Annotated in this window: 26 protein-coding genes; 12 read left to right on the top strand and 14 right to left on the bottom strand. The window is 67.1% G+C overall.

Going from position 1 to position 25,806, the window contains the following annotated elements:
* The 3 genes from AAG816_RS23315 to AAG816_RS23305 all read right to left on the bottom strand — a co-directional run.
* On the bottom strand, positions 1-530 hold a 530-nt coding region (locus AAG816_RS23315), incomplete at its 3' end, for an MFS transporter (protein WP_341992082.1).
* A 143-nt stretch (positions 531-673) separates the two neighbouring features.
* A complete protein-coding gene (locus tag AAG816_RS23310; RefSeq protein ID WP_341992081.1) occupies positions 674-1,327 on the bottom strand; it encodes a hydrolase in 654 nt (217 codons plus the stop codon).
* Positions 1,328-1,535: 208 nt separating this feature from the next.
* Positions 1,536-3,230, bottom strand: a complete 1,695-nt coding sequence (locus AAG816_RS23305; RefSeq protein ID WP_341992080.1) for an FAD-dependent oxidoreductase — start codon at positions 3,228-3,230, stop codon at positions 1,536-1,538.
* A 219-nt stretch (positions 3,231-3,449) separates the two neighbouring features.
* Here AAG816_RS23305 and AAG816_RS23300 point away from each other — a divergent pair, with 219 nt between their 5' ends.
* Positions 3,450-4,871: an FAD-binding oxidoreductase gene (locus AAG816_RS23300; RefSeq protein WP_341992079.1), complete on the top strand. Its 1,422-nt coding sequence runs from the start codon at positions 3,450-3,452 to the stop codon at positions 4,869-4,871.
* 11 nt (positions 4,872-4,882) lie between these two features.
* On the opposite strand, the gene AAG816_RS23295 is transcribed toward AAG816_RS23300, so the two are convergent.
* The 4 genes from AAG816_RS23295 to AAG816_RS23280 are packed head-to-tail and all read right to left on the bottom strand — an operon-like array spanning position 4,883 to position 8,345.
* The gene (locus tag AAG816_RS23295; RefSeq protein ID WP_341992078.1) at positions 4,883-6,154 is read right to left on the bottom strand and encodes an FAD-binding oxidoreductase; all 1,272 of its coding nucleotides are present in this window, start codon (positions 6,152-6,154) and stop codon (positions 4,883-4,885) included.
* A 4-nt stretch (positions 6,155-6,158) separates the two neighbouring features.
* Positions 6,159-6,890 carry an amino acid ABC transporter ATP-binding protein gene (locus AAG816_RS23290; protein WP_341992077.1) on the bottom strand — a complete coding sequence of 244 codons (732 nt, stop codon included), beginning with the start codon at positions 6,888-6,890 and terminating at the stop codon, positions 6,159-6,161.
* Entirely contained in the window at positions 6,887-7,543 is a 657-nt protein-coding gene (locus AAG816_RS23285) for an amino acid ABC transporter permease (RefSeq protein ID WP_341992076.1), read from the bottom strand. Before AAG816_RS23285 ends, AAG816_RS23290 begins: the two co-directional genes overlap by 4 nt.
* Before the next feature lie 58 nt (positions 7,544-7,601).
* The gene (locus tag AAG816_RS23280) at positions 7,602-8,345 is read right to left on the bottom strand and encodes an ABC transporter substrate-binding protein (RefSeq protein WP_341992075.1); all 744 of its coding nucleotides are present in this window, start codon (positions 8,343-8,345) and stop codon (positions 7,602-7,604) included.
* Positions 8,346-8,605: 260 nt separating this feature from the next.
* Here AAG816_RS23280 and AAG816_RS23275 point away from each other — a divergent pair, with 260 nt between their 5' ends.
* Entirely contained in the window at positions 8,606-9,223 is a 618-nt protein-coding gene (locus AAG816_RS23275; RefSeq protein WP_341992074.1) for a cupin domain-containing protein, read from the top strand.
* A 6-nt stretch (positions 9,224-9,229) separates the two neighbouring features.
* On the opposite strand, the gene AAG816_RS23270 is transcribed toward AAG816_RS23275, so the two are convergent.
* From AAG816_RS23270 to AAG816_RS23255, 4 genes are all read right to left on the bottom strand, one after another.
* Positions 9,230-10,117: an NAD(P)-dependent oxidoreductase gene (locus AAG816_RS23270; RefSeq protein ID WP_341992073.1), complete on the bottom strand. Its 888-nt coding sequence runs from the start codon at positions 10,115-10,117 to the stop codon at positions 9,230-9,232.
* A gap of 1 nt (position 10,118) precedes the next feature.
* On the bottom strand, positions 10,119-11,165 hold the full coding sequence (locus AAG816_RS23265; RefSeq protein WP_341992084.1) for a LacI family DNA-binding transcriptional regulator: 1,047 nt from the start codon (positions 11,163-11,165) through the stop codon (positions 10,119-10,121).
* Between the two features lie 38 nt (positions 11,166-11,203).
* Positions 11,204-11,530, bottom strand: a complete 327-nt coding sequence (locus AAG816_RS23260) for a hypothetical protein (protein ID WP_341992072.1) — start codon at positions 11,528-11,530, stop codon at positions 11,204-11,206.
* Between the two features lie 68 nt (positions 11,531-11,598).
* On the bottom strand, positions 11,599-12,636 hold the full coding sequence (locus AAG816_RS23255) for an L-idonate 5-dehydrogenase (RefSeq protein WP_341992071.1): 1,038 nt from the start codon (positions 12,634-12,636) through the stop codon (positions 11,599-11,601).
* Positions 12,637-12,778: 142 nt separating this feature from the next.
* On the opposite strand from AAG816_RS23255, the gene AAG816_RS23250 reads away from it, so the two are divergent.
* From AAG816_RS23250 to AAG816_RS23225, 6 genes are all read left to right on the top strand, one after another.
* Positions 12,779-13,546 (top strand): SDR family oxidoreductase, encoded by a 768-nt coding sequence (locus AAG816_RS23250; protein ID WP_341992070.1) that lies wholly within the window; start codon positions 12,779-12,781, stop codon positions 13,544-13,546.
* A 196-nt stretch (positions 13,547-13,742) separates the two neighbouring features.
* Positions 13,743-14,540 carry a transporter substrate-binding domain-containing protein gene (locus AAG816_RS23245; protein ID WP_341992069.1) on the top strand — a complete coding sequence of 266 codons (798 nt, stop codon included), beginning with the start codon at positions 13,743-13,745 and terminating at the stop codon, positions 14,538-14,540.
* A gap of 105 nt (positions 14,541-14,645) precedes the next feature.
* Complete coding sequence (locus AAG816_RS23240) at positions 14,646-15,344, top strand: amino acid ABC transporter permease (protein WP_341992068.1); 699 nt, start codon at positions 14,646-14,648, stop codon at positions 15,342-15,344.
* 2 nt (positions 15,345-15,346) lie between these two features.
* Positions 15,347-16,006: an amino acid ABC transporter permease gene (locus tag AAG816_RS23235; RefSeq protein WP_341992067.1), complete on the top strand. Its 660-nt coding sequence runs from the start codon at positions 15,347-15,349 to the stop codon at positions 16,004-16,006.
* Positions 15,987-16,718 (top strand): amino acid ABC transporter ATP-binding protein, encoded by a 732-nt coding sequence (locus AAG816_RS23230; protein WP_341992066.1) that lies wholly within the window; start codon positions 15,987-15,989, stop codon positions 16,716-16,718. The genes AAG816_RS23235 and AAG816_RS23230 overlap by 20 nt, the downstream gene beginning before the upstream one ends.
* Positions 16,719-16,753: 35 nt before the next feature.
* Complete coding sequence (locus AAG816_RS23225) at positions 16,754-17,689, top strand: 2-hydroxyacid dehydrogenase (protein ID WP_341992065.1); 936 nt, start codon at positions 16,754-16,756, stop codon at positions 17,687-17,689.
* A gap of 54 nt (positions 17,690-17,743) precedes the next feature.
* Here AAG816_RS23225 and AAG816_RS23220 read toward each other — a convergent pair whose 3' ends face one another.
* From AAG816_RS23220 to AAG816_RS23210, 3 genes are all read right to left on the bottom strand, one after another.
* A complete protein-coding gene (locus AAG816_RS23220) occupies positions 17,744-19,885 on the bottom strand; it encodes a methyl-accepting chemotaxis protein (RefSeq protein ID WP_341992083.1) in 2,142 nt (713 codons plus the stop codon).
* Between the two features lie 371 nt (positions 19,886-20,256).
* Positions 20,257-20,832, bottom strand: a complete 576-nt coding sequence (locus AAG816_RS23215; RefSeq protein ID WP_341992064.1) for a peroxidase-related enzyme — start codon at positions 20,830-20,832, stop codon at positions 20,257-20,259.
* Positions 20,832-21,335 carry a CMD domain protein gene (locus AAG816_RS23210; RefSeq protein WP_341992063.1) on the bottom strand — a complete coding sequence of 168 codons (504 nt, stop codon included), beginning with the start codon at positions 21,333-21,335 and terminating at the stop codon, positions 20,832-20,834. The genes AAG816_RS23215 and AAG816_RS23210 overlap by 1 nt, the downstream gene beginning before the upstream one ends.
* A gap of 215 nt (positions 21,336-21,550) precedes the next feature.
* Between AAG816_RS23210 and AAG816_RS23205 the strand changes: the two genes are divergently transcribed.
* The 4 genes from AAG816_RS23205 to AAG816_RS23190 are packed head-to-tail and all read left to right on the top strand — an operon-like array spanning position 21,551 to position 25,806.
* Positions 21,551-22,582 carry a LysR family transcriptional regulator gene (locus AAG816_RS23205; protein WP_341992062.1) on the top strand — a complete coding sequence of 344 codons (1,032 nt, stop codon included), beginning with the start codon at positions 21,551-21,553 and terminating at the stop codon, positions 22,580-22,582.
* The gene (locus tag AAG816_RS23200; protein WP_341992061.1) at positions 22,579-24,042 is read left to right on the top strand and encodes an NAD(P)/FAD-dependent oxidoreductase; all 1,464 of its coding nucleotides are present in this window, start codon (positions 22,579-22,581) and stop codon (positions 24,040-24,042) included. Before AAG816_RS23205 ends, AAG816_RS23200 begins: the two co-directional genes overlap by 4 nt.
* Positions 24,029-24,889: an alpha/beta hydrolase gene (locus AAG816_RS23195; protein ID WP_341992060.1), complete on the top strand. Its 861-nt coding sequence runs from the start codon at positions 24,029-24,031 to the stop codon at positions 24,887-24,889. Before AAG816_RS23200 ends, AAG816_RS23195 begins: the two co-directional genes overlap by 14 nt.
* Positions 24,886-25,806: an ABC transporter permease gene (locus AAG816_RS23190; RefSeq protein ID WP_341992059.1), complete on the top strand. Its 921-nt coding sequence runs from the start codon at positions 24,886-24,888 to the stop codon at positions 25,804-25,806. Before AAG816_RS23195 ends, AAG816_RS23190 begins: the two co-directional genes overlap by 4 nt.

Genomic DNA, 25,806 nt, shown 5'->3' with positions numbered 1-25,806 from the left:
AGCAGGCCGCCCGCCGCCGGGCCGATGGAGCGGGCGATATTGATGCCCAGCGAGTTGAGCGCCATGGCGTTCTTGATGTCGGACTTGGGCACCAGTTCGGGCACGATGGCCGGCCAGGTGGGCCCGGTCAGCGCCGCGCCGACGCCGCCGACGAAGGTGAGCCCCACCAGCAGCCCCACCGTGAGCAGGCCGCCATAGGACAGCAGCATCAAGGTGGCGCTGACCGCCGCCAGCAGGATCTGCACGGCGATGAGGAAGCGGCGGCGATCCAGGATATCCGAGAGCACGCCGGCGGGTATGGCCAGCAGGAAGATGGGCAGCGTGCCCGCCGCCTGCACCAGCGACACCGCCGCCGGCGAACCGGACAGATCCGTGACCAGCCAGGAGCTGGCCACGTCGCGCATGAAGCTGCCGGTATTGCCGAGCACCGTGGCCGCCCAGATGATGGCGAACACCGGCTGGCGCAGCGGCGCGAAACTGCTGCTAGGCGCGGCGGATGCCGGCGGCTTGGTGGCGTCCGGTGTCGGCATGGTCTGCGCTCCCTTCGCCGCCTCGGGCGGGCATGGTTCATGGTCAATGCGCACGAGCGCAGCCCATCCGGCGCCGGGCTCGGAAGCCGGGCACCAGCGGGTGCGCTCTGCGATATGGCAATGTCCGCCTGAGGGCGGATCGCTCAGCCCTCGTGGGCGCCGAACATGGTCTTGGCATAGGTGATGCCGAGGCCGTAGGCGCCGCCCCACTTCTTGGCGATGCCGGTGGTCATGTCATAGGTCTCGGTGCGGGCCCAATCGCGCTGGAGTTCCAGCAGATATTGCAGCGCCGTCATCGGCCGGGCGCCGGCCTGGACCATACGGTCCATGGCGCGGTCATGGGCCTCGGTGGAGATGTCGCCGCAGGCATCGGCGATCACATAGACCTGGAAGCCCTGGTCGATGGCGGAGAGCGCCGGGCCGACGATGCACACCGAGGTCCACAGGCCCGCCAGGACGATGCGGTCCTTGCCGATCTCGTTCACCTTGGCGATGACGTTGGCGTCTTCCCAGGTATTCATGGAGGTGCGGTCGATCAGCGCCTGACCGGGGAAAGCGTCGGTGATTTCGTCATACATGGGGCCGGAGAAGGTGTTCACGGCCACCGTGGTGAGGATGGTGGACACCCCGAAGCCAGCGGCGCCACGGGACACCAGAGCAGCGTTGTTGCGCAGCAGCGTCGTGTCGATAGACTTGGTGGCGAACGACATCTGCGACTGGAAGTCGATCATGATCAGCGTGTGATCCTTCGGCGTCACCAGGGTGGCGCCGGGAGTGGGGGTCGCGGTCAGGGGCATGGAGCGTCCTTGAGACAATGGGGTGTGCGAGACGATGGACGCAGGGCGCACGGCGACCCCGGCAGTCCGGACAGCCTGGCTGTGACGAAACGACGTGAATCGCCGATCGCCCGGTGGACTGTGCGCAAACGCACCGACCCGGTCTTGTCTGATCGCGAGGTGTTTGGGACGGTTGCCGCATGCATCGATGCCGATGCGCCCCATGCCGTCAGCCCGGAGGGTGGGCTCCCTCGGCTTGCGCCGCCAGATAGGCATGGATCTGCGCCACCACCGCGGCGCCCTCGCCCACGGCGGCCGCCACCCTTTTGGTGGAGCCCGCCCGCACATCGCCGATGGCGAAGACCCCCGGCTGGTCCGTCTCCAGCGGCGCCGCGGGGCGCGCCTGACCATCCGTGCCGGTGATGCGGGGATCGCCGGTGATGATGAAGCCGCCCTTGTCCATTTTCACCTGACCGGTCAGCCAGCCGGCATTGGGATCGGCGCCGATGAACAGGAACAGATGCCGCACCGCATAGGTGCGCACGGCACCGCTGGCGCGATCTCGCAACACCACGCGCTCCAGCCCGCTCTGGCGGTCGCCCTCCAGCGCGCTGACTTCGGTACCGGTGTGCAGTTCCACATTCGGCAGAGCGGCGATGCGGTCGATGAGATAGCGCGACATGGAGGCCTCCAGCCCGGTGCCGCGGACCACCAGATGCAGTTGCTTCACCTTCGGCGCCAGGAACACCACCGCCTGCCCGGCGGAATTGCCGCCACCCACCAGGACCACCTCCTCCCCGGCGCACAGGCGCGCCTCCACCGGGGAGGCCCAATAGGAAATGCCCGCGCCCTCGAAGGTGGCGAGATTGTCGATGTCCGGCCGCCGATAGCGCGCACCGGATGCCACCACCACGGTGCGTGCCTGGACGCTGTTGCCATTGCACAGGTCCAGCATCAGCGGCGCACCGCCGACGCTGCCGCGATGCAGAGATTTCACCTCCAGCGGCAGAGCCAGTTCCGCGCCGAATTTCTGCGCCTGGACATAGGCGCGGCCCGCCAGCGCCTGGCCCGAGATGCCGGTGGGAAAGCCCAGATAATTCTCGATCCGGGCGGAGGCCCCTGCCTGTCCGCCGATGGCCCGCTGGTCCAGCACCAGCACATTCAAGCCCTCGGAGGCGGCATAGACCGCGGTGGCCAGGCCGGCGGGACCGGCGCCCACCACCGCCACGTCATAGACCTTCGCCGGGTCCAGCTTGGGGGTGATGCCGAGGCAAATGCCCGCCTCCTCATTGCTCGGGCGCTTCAGCACCGTCCCCGACGGGCACACCATGAGGGGAAGCTCCTCGGGCAAAATGCCGAGGCGCTCCACGATGGCCCGGCCGGCTTCGTCGTCGGTGGCGTCAAGGGTGGTGAACGGATCGCCATTGCGGGTGAGAAAGCCTTGCAGGCGCACCAGGTCCGCCTGCCCCGGCCGGCCGATCAGGATCGCCCCCGAGCCGTCCGCCTCGATCAGCCCCACCCGCCGCAGGATCAGGGCGCGCATCACCACCTCGCCCAGTTCCGCCGTGCCGATCACCATCGCCCGCAGATGGCTGGGGTCCACCGGAAACGCGGTGCACCCCTCCGGCCCTGCGGTGGCGGCCGCCAGGGAGGCGCGCCCGGCCAGCTGGTTGACTTCGCCGGTGAATTCGCCGGGACCCATGGTGGTGATGGGCCATTGGTGGCCCAGGCCATCCCGGCGCACCACATCGACCGCGCCCGCGGTCACGAACCACATGGAGGTGTCCACGTCGCCCACATTGAACACCGCCTCGCCGGCCGCGAAGGTGCGTTCCGGGGCGCTGGCAAAGCGCCGCGCGGTCTCCCGCTGCGCTCCCTCAAGCACCGGGAACATCTGGTGGCGGCGGGTATCGATGAGGCTCATGGCGCGGTTCCGGCGTAACGGGTGGGCTGAGGGTCTGGCCCTGGCAGCGGTAGGTCCTCGCACGCCCCGCGTCTTTGACGAATATGACGTCATCGCCCCCGCCCACTTCCACCGGCCGCGACTTCGGCCTTGAAAGCAGCGGCGCACCGGACCATGACGAACACGCGCCGGTTCCTGATCGGCCCCGAACGCCCTGCCACACTCCCGCGGAGCCCATCCATGCCCGTTGACGCCACTCTCGCCGCGCTGCGTGCGCTTCTCGGCCCGTCCGGCGTCGTCACCGCCGGCGACGTGACCGCGCGCTATCTGGTGGATCAGCGGGAATTCGTCCAAGGCACCACCCCTGCCGTGCTGCGCCCCGCCTCGACGGAGGAGGTCGCAGCGGCAGTGAAGATCATCGCCGCCGCGGGCCTCGGCGTGGTGGCGCAGGGCGGCAACACCAGCTATTGCGGCGGCGCCACGCCGGACCGCAGCGGTCGGCAGTTCGTGCTGAGCCTGGAGCGGATGAACCGCATTCGCAGCATCGATCCGCTGGGCTTCACCTTGTCGGTGGATGCGGGCGTGATCCTTGTGGATGCCCAGGCCGCCGCCGCCAGCGAAAACCTGATGCTGCCCATGAGCCTCGGCTCAGAGGGCAGTTGCCGGGTCGGCGGCAACATCGGCACCAATGCCGGCGGTCTTTCCGTGCTGCGCTACGGCATGACGCGGGATCTGGCGCTGGGCATCGAGGCGGTGCTGGCGGACGGCAGCATCCTCAACGACATGCGCCGGCTGCGGAAGAACAACACCGGCTATGACGTGAAGCAGAGCTTCATCGGCGGCGAGGGCACGCTGGGCATCGTCACCGGCGCGGTGTTCAAGCTCATCCCCGCTCCCACCCACCACGCCACCGGCTGGCTGCAACTGGCGGACGCGCCACCTTTGGCGCAGATGCTGGCGCTGGTGCGGCGGGAGACCGCCGATCTGGTGTCCTCGTTCGAATACATCACCCCCGGCACCCTGGATCTGGTGCGCGCGGATCCCGCCGCCGCCGGCCTCGGGTGCGGCCCCGGCGGCGTGCTGCTGGTGGAACTCTCCGCCGCCTCCGCCCGCGTGCCGGTGGAGGAGATCCTGGCCGGAACCATCGAGCAGATGGTGGAGCAGGGCTGGGTGACGGACGCGTTTCTGGCCCAAGGCGACCGCCAGCGCGCCGACATGTGGCGCCTGCGCGAGACCATTCCCGAGGGCGAGAAGAAGGCCGGCGGCTCGGTGAAACACGACATCTCGGTGCCGATCTCGGAGCTGAACGAATTCATCGCGCGGGGCGGCGCCGCGGTGGCTGCCTACGACCCCAGCTTGCGGCTGTCGTTCTACGGCCATGTGGGCGACGGCAATTTGCACTACAACGTGCTGGTGCCGCCGGGCGAAGACCGGCTGGCCTTCTCGGCGCGCATCGACCGGGAACTGGCGCCGCAGCTCTATGATATCTCCGCCAGCCTGGGCGGCACCTTCAGCGCCGAGCATGGGGTCGGCCGCTTCAAACGCCATCTGTTGGATCATTATTCCGACCCGACCCGGCGCGACCTCATGCGCCGCATCAAGACCGCGTTCGATCCGGCCAACACCATGAATGCGGGCGCGGTGGTCGATCCGTTGGGCTGACCGGTTGCTGATCAGCGCTCCAGCGCATCCCGCAGCCGGTAGTACCAGATGGCGGCGGTGGCATAGAGCGGGTGCAAACCGTGCAGCGGCAGCGGCCGCAACGGGCTGACGGTGAGCGGCAGCCGCACCGAGGGATCCAGCAGATGGGCGCCGATCACGTCGCCCATGGCACTGGCCAGGGCCACACCCCGGCCGTTGTAGCCCAGCGCAATGGTGAGGTTCGGCGCCGGCCGGTGGATGTGCGGCAGGTGGTCGGGGGTCATGGCCACCCGGCCCGCCCATTGGAACTCCAACCCCAATGTCCGACTTTGCGGGAAGATGGCGTGCAGGGCGGCGATGATGCGGCCATAGTCGGCCACCGAACGGGGTTCGGCGAATGAGCCGCGCCCGCCCATCATCAGGCGATTGCCGGGGCCGATGCGGAAATAATTGCCGATCCGCCGCGTATCGGACACCACGCTGCCGCCGGGCAGGATCTGCGCCAGCAGCGCGGCATCGAGCGGCTGTGTCGCCACCTGGAAGCTGTGGGCGGGAATCACGGTTGCCCGCAGGCCCGGCCACAACCCATCCGTATAGCCATTGGTGGCCAGCACCACCTGATCGCTGGTGACGCGTGCGCCCGCTTCCGTCTCCACCAGCCAGCCCTTGCCCTGCGGTGTCAGGCGGGTGGCGCGGCTGGCGCCATGGATCTGCGCCCCTGCCGCCAGCGCCGCCCGCGCCAATCCACGGGCATAATTGAGCGGATGCAGTGCCCCGGCGCGGCGGTCCAGCCAGCCACCGGCAAAGCCGGTGCCGCCGGTGGCGCGGGCCATGGCGGCAGCGTCCAGCACCTCAACCGACGCGCCGCGCTTGGCCCAGGCGGCCGCGCGCCGCTCCAGGGTGGGCAGATGCGATGTCTTCACCGACGCCTGGATCCAGCCGCTGCGCCGCGGCTCGCAGGCGATGGCGTGGGTCTCGATCAATCGGAACGCCACGTCGGCGGCGCGGCCGACGAAATCGGTGGTGGCTTCGCCGAACTGGGCATCGAGCGCATCGGGGTCCAGCTTGAGGCCGGGGATCACCTGCCCGCCATTGCGCCCACTGGCGCCGAACCCCGGTGCGCCCGCATCCAGCACCCGCACGGTCGCGCCGCCTTGGGCGAGGCGCAGGGCCGCCGCCAGGCCGGTGAAACCGGCGCCGATCACCGTCACATCGGCGCGATGATCGCCGGCCAGAGCCGGCGTCTCAGGCGCGGGGGTCGCGGTGGCGGCCCAGATGGAGGCAACGGGATGTGTTTGGCTCATGGGCTCAGACCGGATGGGTGACGCGGCGCAGGAAATCCTGCGTGCGCTCGTGCTTGGGATGGCGCAGCATCTCTTTGGCCGGGCCGTGCTCCACAATGGTGCCGCCGTCGAGGAACAGCACGCTGTCGGCCACCTCGCGGGCGAAGTGGATCTCGTGGGTGACCACCAGCATGGTCATGTGCTCCTCGGCCAGCGCCCGCATCACCTGCAGCACCTCGCCCACCATCTCTGGATCGAGCGCGGAGGTGGGCTCGTCGAACAGGATCGCCTTCGGCTGCATGGCCAAGGCGCGGGCGATGGCCACCCGCTGCTGCTGGCCGCCGGAGAGCGATTGCGGATAAGCCTGCATCTTCGCCCCGAGGCCGACGCGGTTCAGCAGCGCTTCCGCGCGCGCCCGCACCTCGGCCCGGTCCTGCTTCAGCACGAACAGCGGGCCTTCCATGACGTTTTCCAACGCCGTGCGGTTGGGGAACAGATTGAAGCGCTGGAACACCATGGAGACGCGGGTGCGGATGTCGTGAATGGTGCGGGAGGCGGTGTCCACCCGGACGCCATCCACGGTGATCCGCCCGCTCTGATAGGTCTCCAGCCCGTTCACACAGCGCAGCAAGGTGGACTTGCCCGAGCCCGACGGCCCGATCAGGCACACCACCTCGCCCGTGCCGATGCGGGCATCGATGCCCTTGAGCACCTCATGGGCACCGAAGGATTTATGGACCCCTTCGAACCGGATCATCGCGCCTTCCCCATGGCCAGTTCCAGGCGCCGCATCAACAGGTTGAGCGGAATGGTCAGGCACAGATAGAGCAGCGCCACCAAAGTGAAGATGGTGGTGTTGTTGAAGGTGGAGGAGGCCAGCATCTTGCCCTGCATGGTCAGTTCCGCCACCGAGATGACCGAGACCTGGGAGGAATCCTTCAGCAGCATCACCAGATTGTTGGCATAAGGCGGCAGCACGATCTTGAACGCCTGCGGCAGGATCACCCGGCGCATCATCAAGGGGCGCTTCATGCCGATGGATTTCGCCGCTTCCACCTGCCCGGTATCCACCGCCTCGATCCCGGCGCGGAAGGTCTCGCCGATGTAGCAGGAGTAAGTGAGCGCCAGACCAATGACGCCGGCCTGGAAGGCGGTGAGGTCCAGCCCGATCTCGGGCATGACGAAATAGATGTAAAACAGCACCACCAGGATCGGGATGCCGCGCAGCAGCTCGATGAAGATGCGGGTGGGGGTCGCCAGCGCCGGAATGCCGGAGGTGCGCAGCAAGGCCCAGAGCAGGCCCAGCGCCGTGGACAGGCACAGCGCCAGCACCGTCACGGCGATGGTCAGCCACAGCCCCTTGAGCAGCAACGGCAGATATTGGGTCGCTTGCGCGAAGAATGTCGCCATGGACCGTCTCTCCTACCGCCGTGCCCCCGGCACATGCCAGGGGCGTCGCGCGCAGCTGCTACAGGCCGTAGGCCGCGAAAATCTTGGCCAGTTGGCCGTTCGCCTTCAGCTTGGCGATGGAGGCGTTGACCTGCTGCAGCAATTTGGGATTGTCCTTGGCCACCGCCAGCGCCACGCCGCCTTCCTTCAGCGGCTTGTAGCCCTTGACCAGGCGAATGCCGAGATCGGGATTCTTGGTGATCTGGTAGGCAACGATGGGCTGGTCGCCGAAGCCGGCCTTGATCCGCCCCAGCTTCACGTCGCGCATGATGTCGGCGATGGAATCATAGAGCTTCACTTCGCCGAACACGCTCAGCGCTTTGAGCGAATCCGCGAAGGTGGTGCCGATCTGCGCCCCCACCGTCGCGCCCTTCAGATCTTCGATGGTGAAGTCCTTGGCGTTGGCTGCCACGAACATGCCCTCGCCATACGTATAGACCGGGTCGCTGAAATCCACGACCTTGCGGCGCTCGTCAGTGGCCAGCATGCCGGCCGAGATCAGGTCGATCTTGTGGGTGGAGAGCGACGGCACGAGAGCGGAAAAGGCCGTCAGCTCGAACGCAGGCTTCAGGCCGTTGTCCTCGACGATGGCGCGGGCCAGATCCACCATGGCCCCGGTGGGCAGCTGCGTGGCCGTATCCACGAAGGTGAAAGGGACGCCGGTGGCGGTCACGCCGACCCGCACCGTCTCCTGTGCCTGTACCGGCGTCGCGAGCGCCAATCCCACCGCCACGGCGCATACGGCGAACTGCTTTAGAAACATGGTGTTTCTCCTCACCCAGAGGCGATGCCGGACGCCGGCAGAGATCGGCGCAGCGCGCGGCCCAAGGGCGGCACGGCGCATTTCCACTATAATGAAACGTCTAACCCCAGCAATAGAATTTGCGGGCAATTTTTCACTTGCATGAAATTTGCGCGTCGTGCCGACACAAGAAGCGCGTGCAAAGCCCATCCATCTGTCTTCTCAAAGCCAAGCGGATGCGCTAATTTCACTCTCATGAAGCCAAAACGTCCCTCCGTCCCATGACATCGCCCGCCGCGCCCCCTCCGGCGCCCCCCTCCGTTCCGGACATTTCCGCGGATGATCGCGCCCTCGGCCGGGCGGTGCGCGAGGCACGTCAGGTGCGCGGGCTTTCCCTGCAGCAGGTGGCCGATGGCGCCAGCATTTCTGTCGGGCTGTTGAGCCAGATCGAGCGCGGGATCTCCTCGCCCTCCGTGCGCGCCCTGCGGGCGATCTGCGGCGTGCTGGACTTGCCGGTGCATGCCTTGTTCGGCGGCACCCAGGCCGGCGTGGAACAGGAGGCGCGGCGCATCGTGCGGGTGAACCAGCGCCGCCGGGTGGACTTCGGCACCAAGGGCTTCGTGAAGGAATTTCTCACCGCCAACGATACCGGCGCCTTGCAGATCATGGAGATCACGCTGGAGCCCGGCGGCGGCTCCGGCGAGGACGCCTATAATCACGAAGGCGAGGAAGGCGGGCTGGTGCTGGAAGGCCTGCTGGAACTGTTCGTGGACGGCAGCGCCTATCGCCTGGGCGCCGGCGATGCCTTCAGCTTCGAGAGCGCCCTGCCGCACAAGTTCAAGAATCTGGCGGAGGGGCGCACCCGCGTGCTGTGGATCACCACGCCCCCGGTGTGGTAGGCCGCCTTACGCCTGCGGCGCGCGGCCGAAATCGAACATCTTCATGTAGGCGGCGCTATCTTCCGGGCCGATGCCGGCGGCCACCATCATGCGGTGCAGATCGGTGACCAGCCCGGTCAGCGGCATGGGGGTGCGCAGCGCCATGGCATAGCGCTGCACCGCCTCCAGATCCTTCAGCATATTGTCGATCCGCCCGGTGGGGGTGAGGTCGCGCGCGGCCATCTTGCCCATGAACTCCTGCAGGATGCGCGAATCCGCCCGCCCGCCGGCCAGGGCTTTCGGAATGCTGGCCGCATCCACGCCGCCATCCAGCGCCAGACGCGTGGCCTCGGCCACCGCCAGGAAATTGCAGGCGCACAGCACCTGGTTGATGAGCTTGGTGGTCTGCCCGGCACCACACGGCCCCATATGGGTCATGTTGGCCGCCACATCCGAAAGCACCGCGCGCGCCCGTTCCACGGCGGCATCGCTGCCGCCCATCATCAGAGTGAGACGGCCCTCAAGGGCGGCGGGGGCGCCGCCGGAGAGCGGGGAATCCACCCAATCCATGCCGGTCTCGGCATGAAGGCGCGCAGCCATGGCGGCGGTGGCCTTCGGGTCGATGCTCGACATGTCGATCAGCGTCTGGCCGGCACGCGCGGCGGTGGCGATGCCCTCCGGCCCGAACACCACCACCTCGACGATTTCCGCCGTATTCAGGCTGGTGGTGATCACATCCACCTGCCCCACCAGTTCCGGCACCGAGGCGGCGGCGACGGCCCCCTGCGCCAGCAGCGGCGCGAGCTTGGCCGGGTCCATGTCGCGCAGGATCAACTGATGGCCCCGGGCCAGCAGCCGGGTGGCGATGGCGCCGCCCATCACCCCGACGCCGATGATGCCGATGGGTTTGGTCATGTCAGGAGGCCCCCTTGGCCGGCTTGCGCGCCCGCCGGCGGGAAGCCTGGGCGGTTGTCTCGCGCGGGATCAGGCGAAACCCCATGTCGATGATCTCCGGCTCCGGCGCATGGGTGCCGTTCAGCAGTGCCATCAGCAGCTCCCCGGTGCGGGAGCCGATGGCCCGCGCATCCACCCCCACGGTGGTGAGGGCCGGCACGCACTGGCGGCCGATGTCGAAATCGCCGAAGCCCATGAGCGAGAGATCGTGCGGCACGCGGATGCCCCGGCGCTGGCATTCCATCAGCGCGCCCCAGGCGGAAATATCCGAGACGGCGAACACCGCCTCCACATCCGGCGCCCGCGCCAGCACCTCGCCCAGCGCCTGGCGGCCATGATCGAAGCCCACCGGCACCTCGCCGTGGTGGATCACCAGATCGTCCGCCAGTCCGGCCTCGCGCAGCGCGGCGGCAAAGCCGGTCATGCGGTCCTCGCCGCGATAGTCGCGTGCCGCGCCCGCCTGCCCCGGCCCCAGCGCGCCGATGCGGCGGTGGCCCAGATCGATCAGATGCCGCGCGGCGGCGCGGCCCACGTCATAATTGGAAAAGCCCACCGCATGATCGATGGGTTGGGTGGCGGTCTCCCAGATCTCGATCACCGGCACGCCGGCGCGCACCAGCAGCTGGTGCGCCGCCTTGGTGTGATGGCAGCTGGCCAGCACGACGGCATCGGGTCGGCGCGGCAGCATGGCGCGGATGAGGCGCTCCTCCTCCTCCAACCGATACATGGTGTAGCCGATGAGCAATTGATAATCCGCCGGTCGCAGCACCTCGGTGAGGGCATGGGCGGTGTCGGCGAAATTGGCATTGGTCAGGGTCGGCAGGATGGCGGCAACGAAATTGGTCCGCCGCGACGACAGGCTGCCCGCCACCCGGTCGGGCACATAGCCCAGTTGCTCCACGGCGGCGAGGACGCGGGCCCGCGTCTCCGCCGCCACGGTTTCAGGATCGGCCAGAACCCGCGACACGGTCATGGTGGACACGCCGGCCAGACGCGAGACATCGCGCATGGTCGGCTTGCGGGCCTGGGGGGACATAAGGGTGCGCCTCAGCCTTCGGCCTGGCGGCGGTAGACGATATGATAGAAGCGGCCATCGAACAGCTTCACGATCTCCTCCGTCACCGCGCGCGCCTTCGTGCGAATGGGCGAGGACAGCGCCTCATCGATGGCATCCAGCGAGGGATAGTCGATCTCCTGCATCATGGCGATGGGCGGGGCGTCCGCATCGCGGCGCTCGCCGCGCAGCACCCGCACCGCGGTGGCATGGGGCATCTGCTTCCACAGCGGCAGCAGCCGCTCTTCCACCAGGCGGAAGAACTCGTCCTCGCGGCCGGGGGTGATCTGGCCCTCGAAAATGGCGCAACGGGTATACATGGGGGAACTCCCTGAACGGATGGGGATGCGCCGGAGGCCCGGCGCGCAAACGCGAGGCACGCCGGCCGCTAGAAGGTGAGATGCACCTTGATGGCCCGGTTGCGATCCGCCGCCAGCACGAAGGCCGCGTCGGCCTCGCCCATGGGCATGTCGGCCGACAGGATCGGCGTCACGTCGATCAGCCCGCGGGAGAGATAATCCACCGCGGTCTGGAACTCACCGTGGAAGCGGAACGCGCCGACGAAGTCGATCTCGCGGGCCATGAGGATGTTGGCCGGCACCGGGATGACGCCCGGCGGCATCATGCCCACCTGCACCACACGACCGCCCGGCCGCACCACCTTGAACAGCGAGGCCAGCGCCTGCGGCGAACCGGTGGCTTCCAAGGCGATATCGAAATAGCCCTTGTCGGCCTCGTAACGCTCCAATTGCTCCGGGGCGGTGGCGACGCAGATGGTCTCATCGACGCCGGCGGCGCGGGCCACCGCCAGCGGCGCCTCCACCAGATCGGTGATGGCGATGAAGGCCGCGCCCATGCGCCGGGCCACCAGCGCCAGCAGGATGCCGATGGGGCCGGCGCCGGCGATCAGCACGCTGCGCCCGGCCAGTTCGCCCGCCCGCCGGCAGGCATGCACCGCCACCGCCAGCGGCTCGGCGCAGGCGGCCACCCGCATGGACACGTGATCGGGCACCGGCACGCACTGATCGGCACGGGCGATGAGGGTTTCGCTGAAGCCGCCCTGCACATGGGGGAAGATGGCGGCGCTGCCGAAGAAGCGCATGTTGCGGCACAGATTGCCGCGCCCGGCGCGGCAATAATCGCAGGTGAGGCAGGCCCGGCTGGGATTGACCGCCACCCGCGCGCCGATGGCGAGGCCGGACACTGAAGTGCCGAGCGCCTCCACCGTGCCGGAGACCTCATGGCCGAGGATGAGCGGCTGGCGCACATCGAAATCGCCCACCCGACCCTTGAAATAATAGGACAGGTCCGAGCCGCAGATGCCGCCGGCGCCGAAGCGCACGCGCACCTCGTCGGCGCCGAGCGCCCGCTCAGGCACATCCTCGATCCTCAAATCCTTGGCGGCATGCAGAACAGCGGCGCGCATCTCGTCTCCCCGGTATGCGAGGCCATTGACTCCGGCGGCCTCTTGTTTTGTTATCGATACCATGCTCTATCCCGAGCACAAGCAAAAAAGCACTTCAGCCGGCCGCACGGGCACCGGACTGGAGGCGGATCTAGGGAGCATCATGTCGATCCAATTGTTCGACCTCACCGGCCGTTTGGCGCTGATCACCGGCTCAAGCCAAGGGATTGGGCTTTCTCTTGCCGAAGGTCTGGGCCGCGCCGGGGCGCGGGTGGTGCTCAACGGACGGGACGAAGCCAAGCTGGCGGACGCCGCCGCGTCCCTCGCCGCCAAGGGCGTCACCGCCTTCACCGCCCCGTTCGATGTTACCGATCACATGGCCGTACGGGCCGGCGTCGACAAGATCGAGGCCGAGATCGGCGCCATCGACATCCTGGTCAACAATGCCGGCATCCAGCGCCGGGGGCCGCTGGAGGATTATTCCGTCGAAACCTGGCACGAGGTGATGCGGAACAATCTCGACAGCGTGTTCTATGTGGGCCAGGCGGTGGCCCGGCACATGATCTCACGCAAGCATGGCAAGATCATCAATATCGCCAGCCTGCAGAGCGAGGCGGCGCGCTATTCCATCGCCCCCTACACCGCCTCCAAGGGCGCGGTGAAGAATCTCACCAAGGGCATGTGCACCGACTGGGCCCGCCACGGCCTCCAGATCAACGCCATCGGCCCCGGCTATTTCGCCACGCCTCTTAATCAGGCGCTCATCGAGAATCCCGAGTTCGACGCCTGGCTGAAAAACCGCACCCCTGCCGGCCGCTGGGGGCGCACCGAGGAATTGCAGGGCGCCGCCATCTTCCTGGCCTCCAGCGCCTCGGACTTCGTCAACGGCCAAGTTCTGTATGTGGACGGCGGCGTTCTCGCCACCCTTTAGGGCACGTCAGGTTCATGTTGAACCAGACAGGCACTCAAGGTCTGTGTTGGAGTTTGTCTTTTCGGGGAAACCGGGTCCCGCCTTTCCCTGACAAACTCCAATCCCTGACAAACTCATAGGCGCCGGCCGGCGCCCCATAAGCCGCGCGCCAACGCGGCACCAGCACAATCAAAACACCAACACCAAGGGAGGAAACATGACCATCCTGACCAGGACACGCGCCCTCGTGCTCGCCGCAGGCCTCGGCGCCGCAACCCTCATGGGCGCGGTGAGCGCCAAGGCCGTCACGCTCAACGAGATCGTCCAGCGCGGCACCGTGCGCATCGGCGTGCTGATCGGCGGCCCGCCCATGGGCATGGTCGACGACAAGGGCAACCCCACCGGCTACGATTATGACGTGGCGGTGCTGCTGGCCAAGTATCTGGGCGTGAAGGCGGAATATGTGGCCCTCACCCCGCCGGCGCGCATTCCCGCACTGCAGACCGGCCGCGTGGATTTCCTGGTGGCAACCTTGAATCCCACCCCCGAGCGCGCCCGCTCGGTGATGTTCACCATGCCGTATAATGCCTTCAACATGGTGGTGGTGACCTCCGGCGGCAAACAGGCTGCCAGCCTGGACGATCTGAAGGGCAAGAAGGTGGGCGCCAATCGCGGCTCGCCGCAGGAAGCGGCGCTGCGCCGGGCCGGTGGCATCAGCGTGGTGGTGTTCGATGACGATTCCATCGTCACCCAGGCCCTGCTGTCAGGCCAGATCGATGCTGCGGCCTTGCCCGAGACCCTAGTGCAATCGGTGACCAAGCAGAACCCCGGCGCCAAGCTCGTCACTGGCTTCAGCATCTATGCCCAGGGCAATTCCATGGCGGTGCGCCAGGGCGATTTCGAATTGCTGCAGTGGCTCAACAACACCGTCTACTTCATGAAGAAGAGCGGCGAGCTGGACACCCTCTACCGCAAGTGGACCGACACGCCCCTGCCGCCGCTGGACACCTTCTGACCGTTCAGTCTGAGCGTTCGGTTTCTTGCCGCTCATCTGCGTCCGAAAGCCTGAGCGCGCGCAACCTGCTGCGCGCGCTCCCCGCCCGGAGCCATGGGGGACGTCGTGCCTTATACTTTTCAGTTCGGGGTCATCGCCAATTATCGCGATGAGCTTCTCAGCGGACTGCTGCTCACCATCGAGCTGTCCGTGACCTCCATCGTGCTCGGCACCATCATCGGCACGCTGCTGGCATCGCTGCGCTCCATGTATGGCGGCTGGATTGGCCGCGCGATCAAATTCTATGTGGAAGTGGTGCGCAACACGCCGTTCCTGGTGCAGTTGTTCATCATCTTCTTCGGCCTTCCGGCCCTGGGAATACGGGTGGATGCCACCGTCGCTGCCTTGGTGGGGATGACGCTCAATCTGGCCGCTTATTCGGCGGAGATCATCCGTGCCGGCATCGATGCCGTGCACAAGTCGCAGATCGAGGCCGGCCAGTCGCTGGGGCTGACCTCATTCCAGATCTACCGCCACATCATCATCGCCCCGGCCATCGCCAAGGTCTATCCGTCCCTGTGCAGCCAGTTCGTGCTGATGACTTTGGCCTCCAGCGTGTGCTCGGCCATCTCCACCGAGGAACTCTCGGCGGTCACGGCGCAGATCGAATCCACCTCCTACCGCAGCTTCGAAGTGTATGTGGTGGCGACCCTGATCTATCTGGCGCTCTCCGTGGTGCTGCGCGGGGTGTTCGCGCTCATCGGCTGGCTGGCCTTCCGCCGCCGCCCCACCCTCGCCCCCGCCACCGCCATCGAAGGGGCCTAAAGATGATCCTGCGAAGCTTCGGCCTCAACGACCTCATCTTCCTGCTGGAGAGCCTGCGCTGGACGCTGGTGCTCACCGCCATCGCGCTCACCTTCGGCAGCATCGCCGGGCTCGTCATCGCTTTGTTGCGGGTGTCGCAGCTGCGGGTGCTGCGGATCCTGTCTGGTCTCTATATCCAGATCATCCAGGGCTCACCGGTCTTGATGATCCTGTTCCTGTCCTATTACGGACTCAGCCTGATGGGCTTCCAGCTGCCGGCCCTGGTGGCGGCCAGCATCTCCATGAGCGTCTATGTCAGCGGCTATCTGGGCGAGATCTGGCGCGGCTGCATCCAGTCGGTGGCCAAGCCGCAATGGGAAGCCTCCGAATCCCTGGGCATGACCCGCTATCAGCAGTTCCGCCACATCATCCTGCCGCAGGCCATGCGCATCGCCTTGCCGCCCACCACCGGCTTCGCGGTGCAGGTGGTGAAGAACACCTCCATCACTTCGATCATCGGCTTCGTGGAACTCTCCCGCGCCGGGCAATTGATCAACAATTCAACGTTCCAGCCGTTCCGGGTCTTCCTGACCGTGGCTCTGATCTATTTCGCCGTCTGCTATCCCCTGTCCCGCCTGTCGGGCTGGCTCGAGAGGAAGTTACATGTCGGAAGTGCGCATTGAAGAGGTCCACAAGAGCTTCGGCGCGGTCGAGGTTCTCAAGGGCGTCTCGCTGAATGTGGAAGCGGGCCAGGTGGTGGCGCTGATCGGCCGCTCCGGCTCGGGCAAGAGCACGCTCCTGCGCTGCATCAACGGGTTGGAGACCATCCAGTCCGGCCGCATCGAGATCGCCGGCCATGAGGTGACGCAGGACAAGGCCAAGCTGCGGGCGCTGCGCACCGAAGTGGGCATCGTGTTCCAGAGCTACAATCTGTTCCCCCACCTCTCCGTGGGCGAGAACATCATGCTGGCCCCGCGCATCGTGAAGAACGTCTCCGCCGCCCAGGCGCGCACGGTGGCGCAGGATGTGCTGAACCTGGTGGGCCTGTCGGAGAAGTTCGGCGCCTATCCGGACCAATTGTCCGGCGGCCAGCAGCAGCGCGTCGCCATCGCCCGCTCCCTGGCCATGCATCCCAAGGTGATGCTGTTCGACGAAGTGACCTCGGCGCTGGATCCGGAACTCACCGAAGAGGTGCTCAACGTCATGGAAAAGCTCGCCCGCGACGGCATGACCATGATCCTGGTGACCCATGAGATGGGCTTTGCCCGCCGGGTGGCCAGCACCACGGTGTTCATGCACCAGGGCAAAATCTGGGAGCAGGGCCCCTCCCCCACTTTGTTCGCCGACCCGCAGACCCCGGAACTGCGCCAGTTCGTCAAATCCGACGTGAAGTGATCCCGCCCGCCCCAGGCCGCCAGAAAGACCCCGCCATGAAGCCCGACATCCTGCAACTGTGCCCGTTCATGCCCACCCTGGAAGCGGCGCTGGCGGAGCGCTTCACCTTGCACCGCTGGTTCGAGATGGCCGATGGCGAGGCCTTCCTCGCCAGCCATGGCGCGGCGATCCGCGGCGTGGTCACGGGGGGCCATCTCGGCCTGCCGCCGGAACTGGGGGCACGCCTGCCCGGGCTGGAGATCGTCGCCATCAATGGCGTCGGCTACGACAAGGTGGACCTGACGGTCGCCAAGGCGCGCGGCTACCGCGTCGCCAATACCCCGGACGTGCTCACCGAAGACGTGGCGGATCTGGCCATCGGCCTGTCCATCAGCCTGCTGCGCCAGATCGTGCGCGGGCATGACCATGTGCGCACCGGGCAATGGCCCTCCGGCGACCTTGGCCTGGGGCGCAAGGTGTCGCGGCGGCGGTTCGGCATCTTCGGGCTGGGGCGCATCGGCCGGGCCATCGCCCGGCGGCTGGAGGCGTTCGACTGCCCCATTTCCTACGCCTCGCGCACCCGTCAGGATGTGCCCTACACCTTCCATGACACCCCGCTGGCCCTGGCGAGCCACTGCGATGCGCTGATCGTCGCCGCCGCCGCCACCCCGGACACCCGCCATATCATCGATGCCCCGGTGCTGGCGGCGCTGGGCGCCAACGGCGTGCTGGTGAATGTGGCCCGCGGATCGCTGGTGGACGAGGCCGCCTTGGTCGCCGCGCTCGTCAGCGGCCAATTGGGCGGGGCGGCGCTGGATGTGTTCGAGGATGAGCCGCGGGTGCCACGGGCCTTGTGGGACATGCCCAATGTGGTGCTGACCCCGCACATGGCCAGCGCAACCCACGAGACCCGCGCCGACATGGCCCGCCTGCTGCTGGCCAATCTCGACGCGCATTTTTCCGGCCAGCCTCTCCCTGCCGCGGTGGTCTGAAACGCCGAAGGCGCCCCCCGCGTCGGCGGGAGGCGCCTTCGGGCCGCGATCGCCTCAGGCGGCGCGGACCGTCTCCAGGAAGCGGTCCATCACCGTGCGCAAGGTGCGCGATTGCTCCGCGAGGCTTTCGGCGGCGCCCTGCACGTCGGTCGCCGCATTGCTGGACTCTGCCGCGGCGCCATTGATGCCGGAGATATTCTCCGTCACCTGGAGCGTTCCCCGCGACGCCAAGGCGACGTTCTGCGCGATCTCGCGGGTCGCGACCCCTTGCTGATCCACCGCCGTGGCGATGGCCGTGGCGATATGGTTGATACGCTCGATCACCGTGATGATGGCCACGATGGCGGTGGACGAGGCCTCGGTGGAGACCTGGATCTCGGAGACCTGGGATTCAATGTCCGCCGTCGCCCGCGAGGTCTGGTCGGCCAGTTGCTTGACCTCCGCCGCCACCACGGCGAAGCCCTTTCCGGCATCTCCCGCCCGGGCCGCCTCGATGGTGGCGTTGAGGGCGAGCAGATTGGTCTGACCGGCGATGTTGCGGATCAGATCCACGATCTGCCCGATCCTGCCGGCGGAAACCGACAAGGCGCGCACCTTGCCGGCGGTTGAGTCCGCCTCCGTGGCCGCCGTGGCCACGATGCGGGCGGACTCGTCCACCTGCCGCTTGATCTCCTCGATGGAAGAAGCCAGTTCTTCCGCCGCCGAGGCGACCGTCTGCACATTGGACGAGGCGCTCTGCGAGGCGGTGGCCGCGGTCTCCGATTCACTGGCGACCCGCTGGGTCGCCGAGGCCATGGTACCGGCCGCGCCGGACAGTTGGTTCGATGCCGCCCCCACCTGGTTGACCACCTGGCCCATCGCGCTCTCGAACCCTTCCGCCAAGGTCATCATGGTGGCGCGGCGCTCCTGATCCTGGCGCAGCCGGGCCTGCTCGGTCTCCAGCGCCTTGCGACGCCCCTCTTCCTCAAGGCCGAGGCGGATCTGATCCACGGCGCGGGAGATGTCGCCGATTTCGTCCTTGCGGCTGGCACCGGCAATCTCGCCGATATGCTCGCCGCCCGCCATGCGGCGCAGGGCCGTGGTGAGACGCAGGATCGGTCCGGCCACCCCTTGCGCCACAAAGGCCATGGCGAGGAAGGCGAGGACGGTCACGGCAATGGCCGACATCACCTGCCAGAACAGATCGGTGCGGGCCCGCTCCGCCAGCGCGGCCTTCAGATGCATGGCGTCCGCCATCACCAGAGCCTGCGGCACGGTGATGGTGATGGACCATGCGGCGCCGGTCCGGCCCAACGCGATGGGGGCGTAGACCTTCAGCATGCCACGCTCGGCATCCTCCCGCACCGCGGCCTCACCGTTGCGCAGGATGGCCATGTCCTTGTCGGCCTGCGGCTCGATGGCGCTGAAGGGTCCGCCGATGGCCTTGGGATTGGCGCTGGATGCCACCACGAGGCCGGCATTGGTGACGATGGCCACCGCGCCCTTGCCGCCATAGACCGAGGCATCGACCTTTTCCGCCAAAGCCTGCAGGAACGAGAGGTCGAAATCCGCGCCGGCGACACCGGCGAAGGCGCCGTTGACCTTGATGGGAACCGACATGGTGGCCAGAAACACCGGCTTGCCCTGGACGATATAGGCCAGGGGCGCGAGGATGCTCTCCTTGCCATTGGTCTGCGGGCCGATGAACCAGCCACCCTTCATCACGCCATTGGGGTGCAGGTCGCGGCTGTCATATTCCACCAGCGGCTGCACAGCGATCTTGCCCGCCGCATCGCGGGTCCAATAGGGCAGCGCCCGGCCGGTGGCGTCCGAGCCGATGTCCTTGCGGCCGACGAAGCTGGAATCCATGCCGTCGATCGCATCGGGCAGCCAGGCGCTATAGGTGCCGTTGAAACGGGGATTGTCCTTGAGCACCCCCAGCAGCATGGCATTGAGTTGGGCACGGCGCAGGATGGGGGAGGAACCGGCCTCCTCGGGCTTCGCCGCGATGACTTCCAGACTGCGCGCCATGGTGCGGGCCGCGTCAAAGGCGGAGTCGACTTCCGTCTGGACAATCGATGCCTGAGCAGATGCCAGGCGCTGCAAAGATTCCTTGCTGGTGCGATCCAGCAACCCTTCAACATTGGTTGTGACGAACTTCGATGTCTGATCGGCGGAATAGATGCCGTAAGCCACCAGTGCCCCTGTTGATGCCATCACGCAGACGGCCGAGAGGGCGATAATTTTGACTTTTACAGAGTGCGGATTCACGACGTCCTCGCCTGACCAGTTGCATCGTTCACTATGCTACCGTCATTGGCGAGGCTTGCCCGAGGCTTGCGCGGTTGCGTATTTCCAAGCAAGACACCTTAGGTACTACTTTTGTCGCATAAATATTACATAGCAAACACAAGGCGATGACAAACAACGACAGATGTCCCTCGGTATAATTACGGATGAAATGACACACCCGACGGGGCACGCTTGGGCCGCCCGGCACGCGGGGCACGGCCCAAAAACAAAGGCCGTCGCGGTTGCGACGGCCTGGAACAGTCGTTGTGTGCCTTGAGTTTGAGCGAGATGCGGCCTCAGGCCGCCACCGGCTCGCCCAGCGTGTGCATGAGCCGGTTGGCCCAGCCGAAAATGGCGGCGGAGAGCACCAGATCCACCATCTCCAGATCGCTCAGGCCCAGGTTGCGCAACGCCTCCACATGGTCGGACGTCGCCTGCGACGGCGTGGTGGAGAGCGCCACCGCGAAATCGAAGATGGCCTGGGAGTGGTCGTCCAGCTCCGCCGCGGTGCCGCCGGCGAAGATGGTCTCCATCACGTCGGTGCGCTTGGTGAGCTGGTTGTAGCGCGAGCTGTGCACGGCGGCGCAATAGACGCAGCGATTGACGATGGAGGCGCCCACCGCCCCCAGCTCCCGCTCCGCCCGCGACAGGCCATCGGTGCCGTACATGATGGCGTTGAACAAAGGCGAGCGCACCGCCAGGGATTCCGGATCATGGGCCAAGGTCAGCACATAGTCCGACACCTTGGTGTTGGAGGGCGTAACCTTCATGGCCTCCAGTTGTTCCGGGCTCGCCGCATCCAGGCGCACCGGGGTCACATAGGGCACCCACTTGGGAACGACGGTGGTGAAGTCATGAACGGGCGTGCTCATCACAGACCTTTCAGCAGCCGCAGGCCGGCAATCACCCGGACCTGATAATTGACGAAGGCGGCCAGTTCCGCGAGGCGCACGATGTCCGCCTCGGCCACGCCTGCCGCTTTGAGCGCCTCGATGTCGCCGCGCGTGGCATCGCGCGGGGCACGTGTCAGCAGGTCCGCATGGCGGATGAGCGCCGCCAGCCGGGGATCGAAGCCTCCCCCCTGAGCCGGGGTCTGCGGATCGGCGAGCAAGGCCAGCACCGGCGTCTCACCGGCGGTCCGCAGCAGCCCGTGATAATGCGCCGCCAGCGTGGCATCGCCATGCTCACGCGCCATGCGCGCGGCCAGCGCCGCCCGTTCGCCATGGCTCAGCCCGCCGGGGTCGCGCGGCACCAGCACGGCATCATGGCTGGCCTGGCTGAGGCCCATGATCTGCGCCCGCGCCGCCAATGCCGTCGCCAGCGGTGAGCCGGGCACGACGCCGGCCAGGGCTTCAATGATGTGAGTGGGGTCCATCTTCGGCAGATCCTCCGCTGATTGCCGCGCGTCTCCCGCAGTGTTGCGCCGCAACATTGTCCGGGAGGAGCTGAGGACTATTTCATCATGCGTGTCGCGTATCAAGATTGCGCAATCATGCTGCATATTAATACAGCGCCCTGCCCAACGAACCGCCGCATCCGGGGCGTTGCTGCCCCAATTTGATGCTTGAAACGAATGATGACGTCCATAGTATGTCAATTATGGATTTAGACGATCTGGACCTCCGACAGCTGGATGCCTTTGCCGCGGTGATGTCCGCGGGCAGCATCACCGGCGCCGCGCGCCTGCTGGGCCGGTCGCAGCCGGCGACCACGCGGCTGATCCAGGATCTGGAGACCAGTCTCGGCTACGCGCTGTTCCATCGCAGCGGCCCCCGCATCTCGCCGACGGAACAGGGCGTCCTGTTCCATGAGGAGGTGGAGCGGCTTCTGGTCAGCATCAGGCATATTCGCGAGCGCGCCCAAGCCATCGGGCGGGGCGACGCCCGCCCGTTCGAGATTGCCGCGACCCCGGCTTTGTCCATCGGCCTGGTGCCCGATGCGCTGGCGATGCTGGAGCCGCACCTGCTGCCGCGCCTGCTGCATGTGCAGTCGCTGTCCGCCGAGCATGTGGTGCAGAGCCTGCTGGCACGGGCGGCGGATTTCGGCGTCGCCAGCCTGCCCATCGAGCATCCCGGCATCGATGTGCATTGGGTGGGCGAAGCGCCCTGCGTCGCCGCCGTGCCCGCCGGTTCGCCTTTGGCGGCGCAAGAGATGGTGCGCATCGCCGATCTGGCCGGGCAGTGCATCATCACCATGGCCAATCCCTATCGCCTGCGCCGCCGCATCGACGAGGCTTTGGCCCAGGCCGGCGTCGTTCCTGAGCGCATGATCGATACCAATGCCTCGCTGGCGGCCCTGGCCATGGCCCGCGCCGGGCTGGGGATCGCCATCGTCGAGCCCGCCACCGCCTGCGGCCTGTGCCCGGAAGGCTTGGTGCTGCGGCCGCTGGATGTGAACATCCCGTTCCTGTTCGGCACGCTCTCGCCCACGGCCAAGCCGCTGTCGGCCACCATCGTCGCCTTCAATGACGCTTTGCAGGCGGTGGCCGCGCGCCGCCTGCCCGGTTTCCGCCTCCATGAGCCGGGCCGCAAGGACACCTTGGCCGATGCCGTCTACGGCGCCACCGCCACCGCCACCGCGCCCGCGGCCCCTGCCATCTCCAAACGGGGATCTGCCCGATGACCGCCACCGATGCCATGGGGCTCGATGCCCTCGAACGCCGCCTGGCCCAGGATCTGGCCTGGCTGGAACTGCCCTCCAAGTCCTGGGTGCCGGCGCGCAGCGTGGACGGGCGCCGGGTGGTGGATGTGATCATCGTCGGCGCCGGTATGGCGGGCCTCGTGGCCTCCGGCATGCTCAAGCGCCTGGGCGTGGACAATCATGTGCTGCTGGATCGCGCCCCCGCCGGCCAGGAAGGCCCGTGGGTGACCTACGCCCGCATGGAGACCCTGCGCTCGCCCAAGCAGTTGACCGGCCCGGCCATGGGCCTGCCGGCGCTGACCTTCCGCGCCTTCTATGAGGCCAAGTACGGCCTTGCCGCCTGGGAGAGCCTGGGCAAGATCCCCCGCACCCTGTGGATGGACTATCTGGTCTGGTACCGCAAAGCCCTCGACTTGCCGGTGCGCAATGAGGTGACGGTGAGCGCCATCACCCCGCGTGCCGACGGGCTGCTGGATGTGGAAACGCAGGATGCCTCAGGCACCCAGCTGATGACCGCCCGGCATGTGGTCCTGGCCACCGGCCGCGACGGCCTCGGCGGCACCTATGTGCCCCCGATCACCGAGGGGCTGGACCGGGCCTTCTGGGCCCATTCCGCCGATGCCATCGATTTCGAGGCCCTGCGCGGCCGCCGGGTGGCGGTGATCGGCGCCGGCGCCTCGGCCATGGACAATGCCGCCGTGGCCCTGGAAACCGGCGCGGCGCGGGTGGACCTGTTCATCCGCCGCACCGATATTCCCCGGATCAACAAATTCACCGGCATCGGCAGCCAGGGCGTGATCCACGGCTTCGCCGGCCTGTCGGACGACTGGAAATGGCGCTTCCTCGACCACACTTTGGCCGCCCAGACGCCGCCGCCGCGTGACAGCACGCTGCGGGTGTCGCGCCATCCCAACGCCTTCTTCCATCTGGGCAGCCCCATGACCAGCCTGGTGCAGGCGGGCGACCATCTGGTGCTGACCACGCCCAAGGGCCGCGACGAGGTGGACTTCGTCATCTTCGCCACCGGCTTCCGGGTGGATCTGGCCGAGCGGCCGGAACTTGAGGCGGTGGCGCCCTTCATCCGCTTCTGGGGCGATACATTCCCGGTGCCGGCGGGCCAGGAAAATGGGGAACTCGCCACCTCGCCGTATCTGGGAGAGGCTTTCGAATTCCTGGAGAAGGAGCCCGGCACCTGCCCGGCGCTGAAGTATATCCACGGCTTCAATTTCCCCGCCACTTTGAGCCACGGCAAGCTCTCCGGCGATATCCCCGCCATCAGCGAGGGCGCCGACCGGCTGGCGCGGGGCATCGTGCGCGAGCTGTTCGTGGCCGACCGCGAAATCCATTTCGCCAACCTGTCCGCCTTCAACGTGCCGGAACTCCAGGGCGATGAATGGGTGGATGCCGACGCCGCGCCGGAGCCCGCCCATGCCGCCGGCTGACGCGCCAAAGTCCATCGCCCTCAATGGCGCCACCTTCACCTATGATGTGGCGGGCGAGACGCATGACGAGACCATCGTGGTGCTGCACGGCGGGCGCGGCATTGGCGACCATCGCACCGACTTCAACGCCTTCCTGCCCTTGGCGGACAGCTACCGCCTGCTGGCCTATGACCAGCGCGGCTGCGGCACCTCCTCGCTGACGCCGCCCTTCACCTTCGAACAGTTCGCCGACGATCTGGAAGCCATCCGCCTGACCCTGTGCGGCGGCAAGCCCATGGTGCTGATCGGCGGCTCATTCGGCGGCATGATCGCGCTGACCTATGCGGTGAAATACGGCGCCGCCGGCCTCTCGCGGCTGATCCTGCGCGGCACGGCGCCCAGCCACCACCACGAGGCCGAGGCGATCGCCAATTTCAAGGCCCGCCTGCACAAGGCGCCCAGCGCCTCGCTGCGCATGGTGGAGAAGATGTTCTCGGACGTCATCGACGACACCGAGCTGCGGCTGATATGGCTCGCCCTGCAACCGCTCTATTTCGAGACCTTCGATCCCGATGCCGCCTTGGAACGCACCCGCACGCTGCATCTGCATGCGCAGACGCACAACGCTTTGTTCGCCACCAAGGATTATGATCTGCGCGACCAATTGGCGGACATCGCCGTGCCCACATTGGTGATCGTCGGCGGCGCCGATTGGATCTGCCCGCCCAGCCAGTCGCGGCTGATTGCTGAGAGCATCCCCGGCGCCGAACTGCTCGAAATCCCCGGCGCCAATCATGCGGTGCATGTGGAAGCCAATGTCCCGGTGCTGGCCGGCATCCGCGCCTTCCTGGCGAGGACCGGCCGGTGACCCGCTATGCCCTCACCAAGCTGGCTGAAGCCCTGATCGCCATCTGGGGCGTGGTGACGATCGTGTTCTTCGTCACCCGTCTGGTGGGCGATCCGGTGGCGCTGCTGCTGCCGGTGGGTGCCTCGCCGGAACAGATGCAGCAGATGACCGCGGCTTTGGGGCTCGATAAGCCCTTGTGGCAGCAATATCTGGTCTATGTCGGCCAGGTGCTGACCGGCGATTTCGGCCAGTCGTTCCAGTTCAATCGCCCGGCCATCGGCGTGGTGCTGGAGCGCATGCCCGCCACCATCCAGCTGGCGCTGCTGGCCATGGTGCTGGGCATCATCATCGGCGGCGCCGCCGGCTCCATCGCCGCGCTCAAGCGCGGCTCGGTGGTCGAGTTCGTGGTGATGACTTTGGCGCTGCTGGGCCAGGCGACGCCGGTGTTCTGGCTGGGCATCATGCTGATCCTGCTGTTCGCGGTGGATCTGGGCTGGGTGCCCACGGGGGGCTATGGCTCGCCCGCGCATCTGGTTCTACCCGCCTTCACTTTGGCGGTGTTCGTCAGCGCCTCCATCGCCCGCCTGCTGCGCTCCAGCATGCTGGACGTGCTGAAGGAAGACCATGTGCGCACCGCCCGCGCCAAGGGCCTGCTGCCGGGCACGGTGTTCGTCTGGCACATCGCCCGCAATGCGCTGATCCCGGTGGTGACCATGATCGGCATTCTCACCGGCGAACTGCTGGGCGGCTCGGTGGTGACGGAGACGGTGTTCGCCTGGCCGGGGGTGGGCCGGCTCATCGTCCAGGCCATCGAGACCAAGGATTTCCCGGTGATCCAGGCCGGCGTGGCGCTGATCGCCACCATCTATGTGGTCGTCAATTTGCTGGTGGACCTGCTCTATGCGGTGCTCGATCCGCGCATCAAGGGACGGGGCTGA

It is taken from the genome of Azorhizobium sp. AG788 (genome assembly GCF_943371865.1).
Classification (GTDB): domain Bacteria; phylum Pseudomonadota; class Alphaproteobacteria; order Rhizobiales; family Xanthobacteraceae; genus Azorhizobium.
The sequence above is the reverse complement of the archived record's forward strand: the minus strand, read 5'-3'. Positions and strand labels throughout refer to the sequence as shown.